The 14,082-nt window shown below is 40.0% G+C and carries 13 protein-coding genes and 1 pseudogene; 5 read left to right on the plus strand and 9 right to left on the minus strand.

Annotation, left to right across the window (positions count from 1 at the left end; translation table 11 throughout):
- Positions 1 to 110: 110 nt before the first annotated feature.
- Positions 111 to 1,514 carry a sodium/glutamate symporter gene (locus CEY16_RS13735; protein WP_101332618.1) on the minus strand — a complete coding sequence of 468 codons (1,404 nt, stop codon included), beginning with the start codon at positions 1,512 to 1,514 and terminating at the stop codon, positions 111 to 113.
- 256 nt (positions 1,515 to 1,770) lie between these two features.
- Here CEY16_RS13735 and CEY16_RS13740 point away from each other — a divergent pair, with 256 nt between their 5' ends.
- The gene (locus CEY16_RS13740) at positions 1,771 to 2,502 is read left to right on the plus strand and encodes a MerR family transcriptional regulator (RefSeq protein ID WP_101332619.1); all 732 of its coding nucleotides are present in this window, start codon (positions 1,771 to 1,773) and stop codon (positions 2,500 to 2,502) included.
- A 51-nt stretch (positions 2,503 to 2,553) separates the two neighbouring features.
- Here the strand turns inward: CEY16_RS13740 and CEY16_RS13745 are convergent, their stop codons facing one another.
- From CEY16_RS13745 to CEY16_RS13755, 3 genes are all read right to left on the minus strand, one after another.
- Positions 2,554 to 3,252: an L-2-amino-thiazoline-4-carboxylic acid hydrolase gene (locus CEY16_RS13745; RefSeq protein ID WP_101332620.1), complete on the minus strand. Its 699-nt coding sequence runs from the start codon at positions 3,250 to 3,252 to the stop codon at positions 2,554 to 2,556.
- 22 nt (positions 3,253 to 3,274) lie between these two features.
- On the minus strand, positions 3,275 to 3,676 hold the full coding sequence (locus CEY16_RS13750; RefSeq protein WP_101332621.1) for a secondary thiamine-phosphate synthase enzyme YjbQ: 402 nt from the start codon (positions 3,674 to 3,676) through the stop codon (positions 3,275 to 3,277).
- Positions 3,677 to 3,756: 80 nt separating this feature from the next.
- Positions 3,757 to 4,338, minus strand: a complete 582-nt coding sequence (locus CEY16_RS13755; protein WP_101332622.1) for a GNAT family N-acetyltransferase — start codon at positions 4,336 to 4,338, stop codon at positions 3,757 to 3,759.
- Between the two features lie 158 nt (positions 4,339 to 4,496).
- Between CEY16_RS13755 and CEY16_RS13760 the strand changes: the two genes are divergently transcribed.
- The gene (locus tag CEY16_RS13760; RefSeq protein WP_101332623.1) at positions 4,497 to 4,898 is read left to right on the plus strand and encodes a hypothetical protein; all 402 of its coding nucleotides are present in this window, start codon (positions 4,497 to 4,499) and stop codon (positions 4,896 to 4,898) included.
- A gap of 2 nt (positions 4,899 to 4,900) precedes the next feature.
- On the opposite strand, the gene CEY16_RS13765 is transcribed toward CEY16_RS13760, so the two are convergent.
- On the minus strand, positions 4,901 to 5,722 hold the full coding sequence (locus tag CEY16_RS13765; RefSeq protein ID WP_101332624.1) for a hypothetical protein: 822 nt from the start codon (positions 5,720 to 5,722) through the stop codon (positions 4,901 to 4,903).
- 170 nt (positions 5,723 to 5,892) lie between these two features.
- Here CEY16_RS13765 and CEY16_RS13770 point away from each other — a divergent pair, with 170 nt between their 5' ends.
- A complete protein-coding gene (locus CEY16_RS13770) occupies positions 5,893 to 7,359 on the plus strand; it encodes an amidase family protein (protein ID WP_101332625.1) in 1,467 nt (488 codons plus the stop codon).
- 37 nt (positions 7,360 to 7,396) lie between these two features.
- Here CEY16_RS13770 and CEY16_RS13775 read toward each other — a convergent pair whose 3' ends face one another.
- The gene (locus CEY16_RS13775; RefSeq protein ID WP_101332626.1) at positions 7,397 to 7,786 is read right to left on the minus strand and encodes an SLAP domain-containing protein; all 390 of its coding nucleotides are present in this window, start codon (positions 7,784 to 7,786) and stop codon (positions 7,397 to 7,399) included.
- A gap of 94 nt (positions 7,787 to 7,880) precedes the next feature.
- Here CEY16_RS13775 and CEY16_RS13780 point away from each other — a divergent pair, with 94 nt between their 5' ends.
- Positions 7,881 to 8,999, plus strand: coding sequence for an NAD(P)/FAD-dependent oxidoreductase (locus tag CEY16_RS13780; protein ID WP_101332627.1), 1,119 nt, complete (start codon positions 7,881 to 7,883; stop codon positions 8,997 to 8,999).
- Positions 9,000 to 9,408: 409 nt separating this feature from the next.
- Here CEY16_RS13780 and CEY16_RS15475 read toward each other — a convergent pair.
- The 3 genes and pseudogenes from CEY16_RS15475 to CEY16_RS13795 all read right to left on the minus strand — a co-directional run.
- Positions 9,409 to 9,774: pseudogene (locus CEY16_RS15475) on the minus strand (CAP domain-containing protein); the annotation flags it as partial.
- Positions 9,775 to 9,981: 207 nt separating this feature from the next.
- Entirely contained in the window at positions 9,982 to 10,626 is a 645-nt protein-coding gene (locus tag CEY16_RS13790) for a hypothetical protein (RefSeq protein WP_101332629.1), read from the minus strand.
- A 138-nt stretch (positions 10,627 to 10,764) separates the two neighbouring features.
- Positions 10,765 to 12,807 carry a catalase gene (locus CEY16_RS13795; RefSeq protein WP_101332630.1) on the minus strand — a complete coding sequence of 681 codons (2,043 nt, stop codon included), beginning with the start codon at positions 12,805 to 12,807 and terminating at the stop codon, positions 10,765 to 10,767.
- A 207-nt stretch (positions 12,808 to 13,014) separates the two neighbouring features.
- On the opposite strand from CEY16_RS13795, the gene desA reads away from it, so the two are divergent.
- Positions 13,015 to 14,058, plus strand: a complete 1,044-nt coding sequence (desA, locus tag CEY16_RS13800) for a Delta(5) desaturase DesA (protein WP_101332631.1) — start codon at positions 13,015 to 13,017, stop codon at positions 14,056 to 14,058.
- Positions 14,059 to 14,082: the final 24 nt, after the last annotated feature.

A 14,082-nucleotide genomic window follows, 5' to 3' on the forward strand; every position in this document is an offset into this window, starting at 1 on the left:
ATTTTTCTGGGAAACTTGGTATAATGAAATTGAGCAACAAAATAAATTACATAAAAAAACGTTGGAGAGCCATTTCAAATGACTTTCCAACGTTTTTTATTTCTTCATTGTTATTCCTTCTTTTTCCCGAAGTAAAGTAAACCTACTAATAGTCCAATGATGAGCATGACTGTTGCAAACCCAAGGAATGGAAGTGGTCCATATTCGTATATGAGTGGTACGGATAATGCGGTCACTAGTCCACCACCCAGGAATGGCTCGAACACTAGCTGTTTGTAACCGAAACCTTCGAATGCTGGGGATTCTGTTTCAGGGTCCGCCACTCTCATCAATAATAGACCAGTAGCTGTAATACCCATTGATTGACCGAAATCACCGATTGCACGTTCTAACCAGTAAGTGGGGATCATCCTTGGTGCTAGAACGAAGAAACCAAGGACGTTCCAAGCAATACCTGCACCAGCTAATAATAAGAACGGCACGAGATAATCACCGATGACGTCTAATGAAACGGTTGCGATTGCAGCTAAGATTAATACATCGAGTGAAAAACCTTGGATACGGCTGATCATACGTCGATCTATCACTTCTGTGTTATCGATTTTCGTGAAGAACAGCTGTACCAATATACCACCGATCATTGCTAGTGGGAATAGAGGTACATAGGTCATCAAGTCTGAACCGATGATCGTTGCTTCTGCAAATATGAATAACTCTAGTAAAACATAACCGACAAGAATGGCGGCACTTATAATAGCAATGTGGAGCGACAGTGGCTCGATCGACTCTGGACGAACGGTCATTTTTGCAGCTGGTTCACGGTTTTCGAATTCAACAATACCAGCTCTCTTAATTTTAGACTGTTCTTTGACGTCCTTGATGATTTCTGTTTTATTTTTCTTAACGCCCCAGTTGATAAAGGCGATACCAATAAGTACACCGGAAAGTATACCAACTGTAGCTAGTCCAATGGCCAAGTCATAAGCTTCAGCAAAATCCATTTCTTCAAATGTACCTTGAAGACCTGCTGCTGTACCATGACCACCTTCAAAACCAACTTCAATCAGTGCACCAGCCATCGGCGGCATTCCGAAAAATGGCCCGAGTACAAATAAAGCTAACAATATACCAACAACGTATTGTCCCCAACCTAGACTCCAACCGAAAGCTAATTGAGGACCACCAATATGCCAAATCTTTTTGAGCCCAGGCAAAATGGTTCCTAAAAATAGTGTTGCAAAGACAACGTTAATCAATAGGCCGGGTAAAGCCGCCCAGACCTCTGTCATTTCTTGAGTCATCACACCGTTTGACCAAAATGAATCTTCACCGGTGATGGGCGTCATTATTTTTCCTAATACCTGCGGACCTAATAGTAGTGCTAAGAAACCCGCAATAACTGAGGAAGGTAAGAACAAAGCTTGTAACCATTTGACTCTTACTCTAATCCATTTACCAATTAATAAAAATAATCCTAAATATAATAGAGCGAAACCTATCTGATCGGGTGTCATGATACCCCTCCTGCACAAAATGATTTTATAACATTTTGTTCCACCAAATAACTGTAATTAAACTCGGTGAGGGGATAACGTGACAAAAGTCTTGATGGGATCTTATGGAAAAATATCTACCACCATGACTTTTTCAACGCCTTCATTTCCACTTATTACAAATTGGTCTATCATTATATGTAGAAAGAAAAAACGATTATTTTGTTGACTCTGACGTTACGTCATACCTTACTGTATAAATGGAAGGGGTGAGAATATGAAGGTGAATGAAGTTTCCAAAGTCAGTGGTGTCAGTGTGCGCACGCTGCATCATTATGATGAGATAGGCTTACTGAAGCCAGAAAAATCCGCGGGCTCTGGCTATCGAAACTATTCGGATCAAGATCTATCTACCCTTCAGCAAATTTTGTTTTTTCGAGAGCTTGATTTCCCATTGAAAAAAATCAAGGAGATTATCAATCGTCCGGACTATGATCAATTGGAAGCACTCGAAATGCATCGTGAACTATTGAGGAAGAAACGTGAGAAACTGGACGCGATGTTAGAAACGATCAATGAAACGATTGAAAAAGAAAAAGGAGGTGTAACGATGTCGAATGATGAGAAGTTCAAAGGATTCGATTTCAGTCATAACCCTTATGAACATGAGGCGAGAAAACGTTGGGGCGATGAAGCGGTTGATGAAGCGAGAAAGAACGCGATGAAAATGTCTAAAGAGCATCAAGAAGAAATGAATGAGATATACAGGAAGTTAGCGGCTATCCGGCATGAAAATCCTAAGTCAGAACAGGCACAAGCCGCTATAAGAAAATGGTACGATTATTTGAATGCCCATTTTACGACTTATTCACCTGACGCTTTTCAAGGTTTAGGTATGATGTATGTCCAGGATGAAAGGTTTACAAAGAATATCGATCAGTTTGGGGATGGGCTCGCAGTCTTCATGAGTGAAGCAATGTATGAATATGGGGAACAATTGAAAAAATAATCAAAGCCAGACTTTGTGAGAAATTCCATCTTCACAGGGTCTGGCTTTTAATTACTCATCTAATTTAAATCTGAAGTGGCAATTGCCTTCTCTCAATACATATTGATCATGCTCGACTTCAAAATCTGGATTGTATCCTTTAGCGACGGATGGGTCGATCATCTGACAATAAAGAATTCCGTATTCATGCATGTTATCATCGGCCCACTGCTGACCAAAAGGACAGACAGTGAAGTTCTGTTCGATCTCACTCGGGTGGAATTCAGTATCAAATGTGAAAAGTTCGCTACGTGGCATGTCGTAGTTACTTAGATAGTTTTCAATGGTATTCGGAAGATCATTTGTGCGTGCACGTTGAGCTATTCCTTTGCCTCGCTCTTCTCCAAAAGTACGTACACCTTCTCGAATGACATCGTTACTTTCTTCCCCGAAGTAGTCGACGACTGCTTTTGTTACTTGGGCAAATAGTTTTGCCATTAAAGCATAGATGGTTATATCTTTCTCGTATTTGCTTTCAGTATTGTGATTACGGGGGAGGTATTCAAAAAGAGTGTGATTTTCCCCATCTACCGTTGCTTGTTTTGCTATTTTTTCAGCATCATAGTAACCGAAATTTTCAACACCTTGTCTAACTTTTTCGCGACCTTTTTCTCCATAGTTTTGAACAATATTTCGTTCTACATGAGTAAAAAGTTTAGCGGTAATAGCGTTCATAGACATCGGTGGAATGTGAACTTTTGAATGGCTCATAATGCATTCTCCTCTCTGATTATTATGCTGAGATTATTTTGGCTGAGAATTTTCGTTGTCTAGGTCCATCAAATTCACAGAAATATAACCCCTGCCACGTACCAAGAACTAAACGGCCACTTTCGATAATAAGAGTTTGAGCATGTCCGACTGTACTCGTTTTCATATGAGCAGCTGTATTCCCTTCAGCGTGCTTGTCTTTTGGATCATCCCATGGATAAATTTCTCGGAATCTGCGGAGCATATCCGTTTTTACATCTGGGTCAGCGTTCTCGTTGACCGTTAAGCCGGCAGTGGTGTGCATAGAGGATATCACGATGATTGCATCGTTAACATTCTGTTCTTTAATCCAATTTTCCACGTCAGCTGTTACATCTATCATTTGATCATGATGGTCGGTTTTAACATTGAAAGTTTTGAACATTGGCATCACCTTTTTAAATGAAATTAGTATGATTTCATTTTACAAGATTTCAGTGAAGATATCGAAAATTACAGGTTATGCTACTTACTCAATTGTTCATTTTCATAAAAATCTTCTTTCAAAATAGCGTGCGTTTTCAAGTCCTGATGTTCACCCTTAACAAGCATTTCTTTGCGGTGGGTACCTTCATAGACCATGCCTGCCTTTATCATAACTCTTTCTGAAGCGATGTTATCTTTAAAAGATTTGGCCTGGATACGGACTAAATCCATATTCTCAAATCCGAATGTGATCAATCTTTTGACTGCCTCCGTCATAAATCCTTTTCCCCAGTATTCACGTGAGAGTACATATCCTATTTCTGCTGAGTTATGGTTCGGTTTCCACCAAACAAAATCGACAGTCCCGATCAATTTTCCGTTTTGTTTGTATTCAATAGCCCATGGAGCTATCTGATTTTTTTCATATTGATGTAGAGCGAAATCAATAAAAGCTTTCGAGTCGCTTAATGTCTTATGAGTTTCCCAAGTAACAAACTTTGTGACTTCTGGATCTGACCCGTATTTGAAAAGATCCTCTAAATCATTTGAGGTGATTTTTCTAAGGCGCAGTCGTTCTGTCTCGAGAGTAGGTAAATCTTTATAAATATCTTCAATTTGCATGATAGCCCTCCGTTCAGTACACATTTTTTACATTATATCTAAATATTACGGAAAGGCAATATAGTTATGGCTTTTACAATTAAAAAGAAAAATGGAAATATTATGGTATCATATAGTTAGAAGAGTTTTATTATGTAAAAAATTCTTAGGGGGATTAGATGAAGAAGTTAATGCTGTGTGGGTTGTTGTTTTTGTTGTCTATCATGCTTCTGGCGGGATGTGCTTTCAGTGAAGAACATGTCTTTGAAGGGGAAAGCGATAACTGGGAGGGTGACCTAACTGTATCTAAAAGTGGTGGTGTGACCACGGAAGATTTTGTGTTGACTTATAAAGGAGATTTAGAAGAGTTAGCTGATATAGGTCGACTTCAATACTCTTTTGAATACTTAGGTGCCAGTACAGGGTATACTTTAAATTTCGACGGTGAAGGTCCTAGTGAAAAAGAGTTTACTAATTCAGCTTCAGGTGCCGAGGAAATTTCTATTAGCGAAGAAGAAGTTGTCGAGGTTTCCGTGGAATGGGGCGAACATGAAGAGCAGATGGTACTTAGGAGCGAATAATCTTACTGATTATTCGCTTCTTCTTTTTTAAATTCACTACTATATTTTTTGAATAATAGATAGGTAACCTCTGCTAAAATGATGACTATGGTGGCTATCAGAAAGAAGGATAACCAATAATTACTCCAAGAGTTTACATACACGCTGCAACAGTCGAACCCTCGAAAGGTGTGGGGGAGTGGTGGATCGATGTTAGGGTATCGGAGTTCAGCGAAATGGAACGGAAAACCAGTCTCCATTGGGAAAGCACTACGAAGTTCCTCCTGAGTATGAATACTTTTTCCGAAAACTCCTGTAGCTAAAACGATCACCTTTGAAAAGATGATGCAGCTCGTAATCAGGATGAATTGGTGCTTATGAGTCGGTTTTACAACTTTTCTTGTTAATCCGAAGCCTATTAAAATCAAAATTGGCGGAAAGATCGAATTCATGAAAATCCCAAGCGGAGAGCCGATTTGTAGTGATAGAAAATCGTTTGTCATTTGGAAGATTCCAATCATCGATCCAACTCCAGGGGAATTGTATATCAGGTAGGTAACGCTGAAAAATAAGTTTTCTGTCAACTGGACAAGAAATTGCAGAGTGAATCCAATTAAAAAAATGACCCCCGTAGATAATAATATATCTTTAAACCGATATTTTTTTAGTAAAAGATAGCTTGCTAGTATGTAACCTGCTATGTTTACGACTAATAGGATGATAGATAACCATAACAGGCTTGAAGATGTATGGTTTCTGAGTGTAGATAATACTAACGGTGCTGAGATGATGACCATCAATATATGTACCGGAAAAGCCGAGAATAATCTTATAAATAAATTCATCTAAATCCACCTTTTTCTGTTTATGTAAATAATATCGAACTGTTTTTGTCGATTTTAAGGGTTTTCGTATGACGGATTGAATGTTGAAAAAGGCAATCCCATGATTTTCATGATATCATTTCTTTTAAATACTATGAATGTTAGAAATTATATTTGAAAAGGTGATATGGATGAATAAGAGGTTACGAGGATTGGCGGATGATTTTTTAGTTGAAGCATCGATTGATGGTTTACAGGAGATGATGGCGAGCGGTGAACTAACTTCTCGTGATCTGGTCATTATGTTCCTGGACCGAATAGCAAGATTCGATCAAGATGGTCCTAAAATCAATTCGATTTTAGAAGTTAATCCGGATGCATTACATATTGCAGAGGCGATGGATACCGAACGGGCAGAACTGGATGTGCGTGGTCCACTTCACGGGATTCCTATCGTGCTTAAAGATAATATCGACACGGGAGACAAGACTCACACGACTGCAGGTTCTTTAGCGTTGAAAGATCATGTTGCTGGTAATGATGCCTTTGTTGCTGAACAGTTGCGAGAGGCTGGCGCTGTCATTTTGGGTAAAGCGAATCTGACAGAATGGGCGAACTTTATGACTGAAGGCATGCCAAATGGTTACAGCTCACTCGGGGGCCAAGTGTTGAACCCATACGGGCCAGGTAATCTTGATACTGGAGGATCTAGTGCAGGCCCAGGGGCGGCTGTAGCAGCAAACTTTTCTGTGGTTTCAGTTGGAACTGAAACTTCAGGTTCAATTTTGAGCCCAGCAAGCCAACATTCACTGGTCGGAATAAAACCGACCGTTGGAACGATCAGTCGAAGTGGTATCATTCCAATCTCGCATACTCAAGATACTGCAGGACCTATGGCGAGAACAGTTCGCGATGCTGTCTATATGTATCAAGCGATGGTGGGCGTAGACGATCGCGATGAAGCTACACAAGTCCCAGGGAGCTACTTTGAAAAAGATTTTACTAGCAATTTGAAGCTGGAGGGCTTGAACGGTAAACGTATAGGGATTGCTCGTGAAGCTTACTTTGATGCGATAGAACCTGACAAACGGGAGATAATGGATGAAGCTGTTCACGTTTTGGAAGTTCATGGCGCGACTGTCATTGATGTAACGATTCCTACAACAGGTCGTGACTGGGGATTAGGAGTTATGATTCATGAATTCAAAAATAGTTTGAATGCTTACCTGAAGACAATCTCAAGAGACGTTCCTGTACGCACGTTTGATGATATTATTGATTTTCATAACAAGCATCCTGAAGAAACTTTGAAGTATGGCCAAAAGTGGTTTGAAGAAGCGGCTAAAACTTCAGGTCAGTTGACAGAACCAGCTTACTTGAAAGAGCTACTCGAAGACCAATTCTATTCGAAGGAAGAAGGAATAGATGCAACTTTGCAGGAGTACGACTTAGACGCGATTGTCTTTCCTAATAATATCGGGGCAGCTATTCCGGCAAAGGCAGGTTATCCATCGATTACTGTGCCAGCTGGGTATACTGAAAAAAATGAACCGGTGGGTATTACGTTCAGTGGAACGGCGTTATCTGAGCCGACGTTGATTGAATTGGCTTATGGATATGAACAGGCGACTGGAGTTCGACGTCCTCCAGAGTTATAATTTAGTTTTCAAACAAGAACCCAGCTCAATATTCTAATTATTGCGCTGGGATTTTTAGTTTGTAATCCTGTTCATTATCAAGTGTAGATGCCTTCCAATTGCCTTTTGGAAAAATGAAAGTCCATGGCATGCTGGTTTCAGGCGGAATCTCGAGTTGAGGTATTGTGAAGGTGTGTTCGGCAATGATTCCATCTGAATTATCAAGAGTGATAGGAGTATCTTTGAAAGTCAAAGTAGTATCTGACTGATTATGTACAAGCACAGTGAAGAGGAGTTCTTCACGATGATTCTCAGCATACCAAAAACTGGTCGTGTCTATCTTTTCTAATTCGGAAAAATCTATCTGTGGAAAGGCTAGTTCGAACTTATTTCGATCGGGTTGGGAAAGGTTTTGCTCCCAACTTTTTTCATACTTTAATTTTTGCATGTAAAACACCTCTTCTAATCATCGTAAGTGATTTTTGCTCATTCGGCAATTATGAGATAATAGACATTATATTAGACGAATTGGGTGGTGAAGATTGATGAAATATATCGTAATTGGAGGAGGCATTCTTGGAGCTTCCACGACTTACCATTTGGCTAAATTAGGCGCAGATGTCACTTTAATTGATCGTAAAGATCTTGGACAAGCAACAGATGCTGCGGCTGGGATTGTGTGTCCTTGGCTGTCTCAACGACGCAACAAGGCTTGGTATCAGTTAGTGAAGAATGGTGCAAGGTATTACCCGGAGTTGGTCAGAGAGCTTGAAGATAACGGTCAAACTGAAACAGGCTATAAGAAAGTAGGCGCTCTTAGTTTACATACTGATCAAGAGAAATTGGAGAAGATGGTCGAGAGGGCGAAGAAGAGAAGAGATGATGCTCCTGAAATTGGCGATATTGAACTGCTGTCCAATGAAGAAGCGAGAGAAAAGTTTCCCCCATTGGATGAGAAATACGGCGCTGTATATGTAAGTGGGGGCGCACGTGTTGATGGACGTGCAATCCGTGACGCGATGATTCGAGCCGCTGAAGAGAGTGGAGCCCGTGTTGTTCAAGGAAGTGCAGAAATCTTAGTTGAAAGAAATAAAGTGACCGGTGCCAAGGTGGAGAATGAAGTGTTCGAGACAGACAGTGTTATTGATACTTCCGGAGCTTGGGCAAAACAGTTACTCGACCCACTGGGAATACAGTTTGATGTTTCATTACAAAGAGCTCAAATTGTCCACTTAGAGATGCCCAACCAAGAGGTGAATGATTGGCCTGTAGTAATGCCACCGAACAATGGATACTTGTTATCCCTCAGTAATAACCGGATTGTAGCTGGAGCGACGAGGACCGATGAAGCTGGATTTGATTATCGTGTAACAGCATCAGGGATAAATGAAGCATTGAATAGAGCACTGGATGTTGCACCAGGATTGAATGAGAGTACTTTTGTAGAAACACGAATCGGCTTTCGTCCCTATACTCCAGGTTTTTTGCCGGTCATTGGTCCCGTGCCACATTTTGATGGGTTATTTGTTGCTAATGGATTAGGTGCCTCAGGATTGACCAGTGGTCCATACTTAGGATCTGTTATGGCGGATTTGGTAACAGGTCGGGAAGTGAAGCTTGATATAAGTGCATATGATGTATCGTTGGCGTTAAAGCGCTAATTTTTCAGAAAAAAGAAAGGAACGCTGAAGAGCGTTCCTTTTATCTTACATATAGTCCTTGTCCCACATGAAGTGAGCCCAAAGTTTCATCCTGAGGGTTCAATACTTGAAGTTCCCATATTTTCATACCGTGTTTTCTTGCGATATTCCAGGCAGTGTCACCGGGCTGGACCTCATATTGATTGCCACTTACACGAATTTTTTGACCGATTGTTAAATTGCCCAAGTTATTGATTTTTGGATTAAGAATTTTCATTTGTTCTAAACTAATCCAGTTATTAATCGCAATCTCCCAGGCTGTATCTCCACTTTTAACTGTGTAATATTGCCATCCGGACCTCTTCGGACTTGGGTCATAGCTATCATTTTTTGGAGCTGGATCTTTTGCGGTATAATCTGCTTTAGAATAAACAAACATTTGAACCCAGTGTCCCTCATAATAACCAACGCCAATTCGGTTGAAATTAGAATTTAAAATATTTCTCCTGTGACCTGTACTATTCATCCAATCTTGAACTACCGAAGAAGCTGTAGGCTGCCCTTTCGCTATGTTTTCACCTGCTCTACGATAACTTATTCCATACTGTTTCATCATATCAAAAGGTGAACCATAAGTAGGGGACGTATGGGAAAAATAATTATTATTGTTCATATCCCTAGCTTTTTCTTCAGCAACCTTCGACAGTTCTGAACTATAAGAAAGAGGTTGTAATCCACGCTCTTGCCTCTCAGCATTTGTTAGCTCTACCACTTTGTCCTCAGGTGATTGCGCCGACACTGCAAGATCAGGAAGGAGAGTGAACAATAAAACTGATGTTAGTAATAAAGATAATATTCTCATTTAGACACTCCTTTTACTGATATTATTATCATTATTTATACATCTAATCTGGCAATAATTGAGAAGGTATTTTAATGAAGAATAAAACCATAAAAAGAATTTAAGAATATAAAAAAGCTCACTCTTAAGAGTGAGCTTTCATTAATTGACCTCAAGGTTTTCGGTATCCAAAATTAGACTGTCCGAGTTTGCAAATGAAAGACTGAGCTCTGTTTCAGACACCCACTCCATATTTTCAAAACTCCCAGAGCTAAAGATATCATCCTCACCTCGATACAGTTGATCAAAGCTGATTAAATCAGCGTCATCACTAAATTTTAAAATTTGGATATCATATAAACTTTCTTCTGAGGAACGGACTTGGAAAGCTAAATTTTTGTTATCAGGAGACCAACTTAAATTGTCGACTATTTGTCCTCCAATAACGTTACCAATCAGTTGAACCTCTTCATCTTTCAAGTAGTACAACCCAGCTCGCTGATCTACCGGAGAAGGGCCAGTTGTGAAAAAGATAATTGCTTCTTCAGTTGGATATGGTTCTGCAACAGAGAATTTAACTGAATTTCGATCGATTTGTCCTCCAGGTAAGTCACTAAGAGATAGATAAGTTTTATTTTCACCATTATTATAAATAGAACTTCCACCATCAGCTATTTCAATTTCAGCTTCTTCAAGTTCTTTTTCGTAATTCTTACCACCAAAAATTCCTGTCAAGAATAATACAACGATAACAAATGAGGTTAGCCCCACTAATGTGATAAGAACTCTAGTCGTTCGTTTTTTCAAAGAACTTCATCCTTCCGCTTGTATGTACAATTTCGCACTGAATCTATCCTAACATTTAAAATCATTACTTTCATGAAAAAACTCAACACAATAACTCTCGGCCACATTTACATGTAAACCGAGAGCTTTGCGTTGGCTTTATATGATGATATCTCTTGTCCAATGTCTGTGTTGAGAAATTGCTTCGACAAATTCATTTGCGAAAGAGTCCGGATCACTTCCAGCAACCACTCCTGGACTCTGATCGAGATTGTTATCTTTCAACCAGTTCACTCCTTGGTGTGTCGCGCCGATTGGTTTGAAGTGTTGGAAGGCTTCTTGTACGAAGTATTTTGCGTCATGTTTAAATGATTTGCTGACGTCTTCGCCCCCAACCACATACAGAGCATCGAAGAGTACTGATTCGCTTGTTAAGAAGGTGTGGTCGACATTCAACTCAGACCCGTCATCACCCTTCAGCTTACCTTGTTTGTCACTGATGACTTCGACAATCGTTCCGGCATTACGAAGAGAATCAAGTACTTTTGCAACTTCGCTACCGTTGAAGTTGTCAGCGATAATTAAGCCAACCGTTCTTGTTTCAGCAGAAAAGACGGTATTTTCCTGACTTAAAGCTGGAGAAGATTTCGTTACACTTGATCCAGCATTTGCAGGTACCTCTGCACCTATAGCATCTGCAACGGTAGTTGCTAAATCCTCACTTACATTAGCGAACATATCGACGACTTGTTGTTTAACGGATTGACTGCCAACCTTACCAAGTTCAAAGCTGAACGCTGCTTTGATATGGTCTTTCTCGGGCTCACTCATGCTGTTCCAGAACAGTGTGGCTTGAGAGAAGTGGTCCTTGAAACTCTCACTTCTGGCACGGACTTTGTGGCCTTCTACTTTTTCTTGGTAGTGTTCATAGCCACCTTCTTCAACTGAAGCTGGTTCAGGAGTATTAGATGCCAATGAGTTTTTATGGTAACTCACTTGCCCTCTATTGATCGTCTGACGTCCATAGCCATCACGTTGGTTGTTATGGAAGGGGCAGACTGGACGGTTGATCGGAAGCTCGTGGAAGTTCGGCCCACCGAGACGGATCAACTGGGTATCAGTATATGAGAATAAACGTCCTTGCAACAATGGATCATTTGAAAAATCGATCCCTGGAACGACATGTCCTGGATGGAAAGCAACCTGTTCCGTTTCAGCGAATACATTGTCCACATTACGGTTCAAGGTCATTTTTCCGACTAATTTTACTGGAATGTCTTCTTCCGGCCATAATTTTGTCGGGTCAAGAATATCGAAATCAAATTTATGCTCGTCCTCTTCTGGAATGACTTGAATTCCTAATTCATACTCAGGATATTCACCATTTTCTATGGACTCCCAAAGGTCTCCACGGTGGAAATCTGCATCTTTACCGGACAATTTTTGTGCTTCATCCCATACGACTGAATGGGTTCCTAACTTAGGTTTCCAGTGGAATTTAACAAAGTGGGATTTCCCCTCTTTGTTCACCAATCTGAATGTGTGCACACCGAAACCTTCCATCATGCGAAAGCTGCGTGGGATCGCACGGTCCGACATCGCCCACATCACCATGTGAGCTGACTCTTGGTTATTCGCAACAAAATCCCAAAATGTATCATGTGCAGACGCTGCTTGTGGCATTTCATTATGTGGTTCTGGCTTTAAAGCATGTACTAAGTCAGGGAACTTGATGGCATCTTGGATGAAAAAGACGGGGATATTGTTACCGACTAAATCATAGTTACCTTCATCTGTATAAAATTTTGTTGCAAAACCTCGCGCATCACGGACTGTCTCAGAGGAGCCTTTTGAACCTGCGACAGTTGAGAAACGTACGAACACAGGTGTCTTTTTAGATGGATCAGTCAGGAAATCTGCTTTCGTATATTCTTCGAGGGATTCGTACACCTGAAATTCTCCATGAGCAGCGAACCCTCGCGCGTGAACTATTCTTTCGGGAATTCTTTCGTGATCAAAATGAGTCATTTTTTCTCGGAAATGAAAGTCTTCCAATAGAGTTGGACCACGATCACCGGCTTTTAAAGAAAATTCATCTTCAGAAACCTTCAGACCTTGATTGGTCGTTAACTTCTTGCCTTGATCATCAGCTCGAAATTGCTCAAGCTGTTCATCTTTCTTACCTTTGTTTTGATCACTCATATTGATCCTCCTTTTAATTTGAAGATTATAGTCAAATTACCCGATGCAACACATGGTTAAACTGGATTAGAAGCCATTTATTGTATGATTCAACAACATTCATGACATTTGTCATATTAAATCACTGACGTTCATGACTTCTTAAAATCATGAATTTTTTTTATGATTAGAAGACAAGATAAAAAGAGTACTAATTAGGAGGCTATTATGAGAAATAAAAAGCTAGCTGAACTAAAGAAAAGCGTCAAACCCTTTGAGGATCCTGACACAAGAGCAAGTGTTAAACAAATATTAAATACAATCCCACCATTTATATTATTGTGGGTACTCGCATATCAAAGTCTTAGTATTTCTGTTTGGCTTACAATGGCTTTCGCCGTTGTGGCAGCAGGTTTCGTCGTTCGCACATTCATCATTTTTCATGATTGCTGCCATGGATCATTTTTCAAAAACAGAAAATGGAACCATGCATTAGGCACGATAACTGGTATTTTAACGATGTTCCCTTATGAAAAATGGAAGCGTGAGCATTCGATTCATCACGCAACTAGTAGTAATTTGGACAAGCGTGGGACAGGCGATGTATGGATCATGACGGTTGATGAATATGTTAATGCGTCTTGGAAAGAGCGGTTACAGTATCGTTTCTATCGTAATCCAATTGTGATGTTCGGATTAGGACCGATTTTCTTATTTTTCATTACAAACCGACTAAATCGAAAAGATGCTAAGAAGAAAGAGCGCATTAATACACATGTGACTACTGTTTCAATCATAGCGTTATCAGCCGTACTGATATGGGCAATTGGAATAGAAGCATTCTTGTTAGTTCAATTACCGATTTTATTAGTATCAGGTTCATTAGGCATTTGGTTATTCTATGTCCAGCACCAATTCGAGGATTCTTATTTTGAAGATGAAGAGTATTGGGACTATGTAAAAGCAGCCATTGACGGAAGTTCTTATTACAAATTGCCACGTGTATTGCAGTGGATTACAGGTAATATTGGTTACCATCATGTGCACCATTTAAGCCCGAAGGTACCGAATTACAATTTGGAAAAAGTTCATGAAAATACTCCGCCGTTACAAAAAGCTACCACCATTACTGTGAAGTCTAGCTTGGAATCGATTAAGTTCAGATTATATGATGAGAGCAAGAAGAGATTTGTAAGCTTTCGACAAGTCAAACCTCTATTGAAAAAATCACGTGAAAAAATCGAGTTTGAGAATCGTAAGAAAGCCTATTAAAATGAATATAGCTGTCCATCTTAT

The organism is Halalkalibacillus sediminis (assembly GCF_002844535.1).
In the GTDB taxonomy this organism is placed as follows: Bacteria; Bacillota; Bacilli; order Bacillales; family Alkalibacillaceae; genus Halalkalibacillus_A; species Halalkalibacillus_A sediminis.

What these genes read in the sequence shown, in the direction of transcription:
- CEY16_RS13740 (WP_101332619.1), top strand. Translation starts at nt 1,771, where the DNA reads ATGAAGGTGAATGAAGTTTCCAAAGTCAGTGGTGTCAGTGTGCGCACG.
- CEY16_RS13755 (WP_101332622.1), bottom strand. Translation starts at nt 4,338, where the DNA reads ATGCAAATTGAAGATATTTATAAAGATTTACCTACTCTCGAGACAGAA.
- desA (WP_101332631.1), top strand. Translation starts at nt 13,015, where the DNA reads ATGAGAAATAAAAAGCTAGCTGAACTAAAGAAAAGCGTCAAACCCTTT.
- CEY16_RS13795 (WP_101332630.1), bottom strand. Translation starts at nt 12,807, where the DNA reads ATGAGTGATCAAAACAAAGGTAAGAAAGATGAACAGCTTGAGCAATTT.
- CEY16_RS13775 (WP_101332626.1), bottom strand. Translation starts at nt 7,786, where the DNA reads ATGCAAAAATTAAAGTATGAAAAAAGTTGGGAGCAAAACCTTTCCCAA.
- CEY16_RS13760 (WP_101332623.1), top strand. Translation starts at nt 4,497, where the DNA reads ATGAAGAAGTTAATGCTGTGTGGGTTGTTGTTTTTGTTGTCTATCATG.
- CEY16_RS13770 (WP_101332625.1), top strand. Translation starts at nt 5,893, where the DNA reads ATGAATAAGAGGTTACGAGGATTGGCGGATGATTTTTTAGTTGAAGCA.
- CEY16_RS13765 (WP_101332624.1), bottom strand. Translation starts at nt 5,722, where the DNA reads ATGAATTTATTTATAAGATTATTCTCGGCTTTTCCGGTACATATATTG.
- CEY16_RS13750 (WP_101332621.1), bottom strand. Translation starts at nt 3,676, where the DNA reads ATGTTCAAAACTTTCAATGTTAAAACCGACCATCATGATCAAATGATA.
- CEY16_RS13735 (WP_101332618.1), bottom strand. Translation starts at nt 1,514, where the DNA reads ATGACACCCGATCAGATAGGTTTCGCTCTATTATATTTAGGATTATTT.
- CEY16_RS13745 (WP_101332620.1), bottom strand. Translation starts at nt 3,252, where the DNA reads ATGAGCCATTCAAAAGTTCACATTCCACCGATGTCTATGAACGCTATT.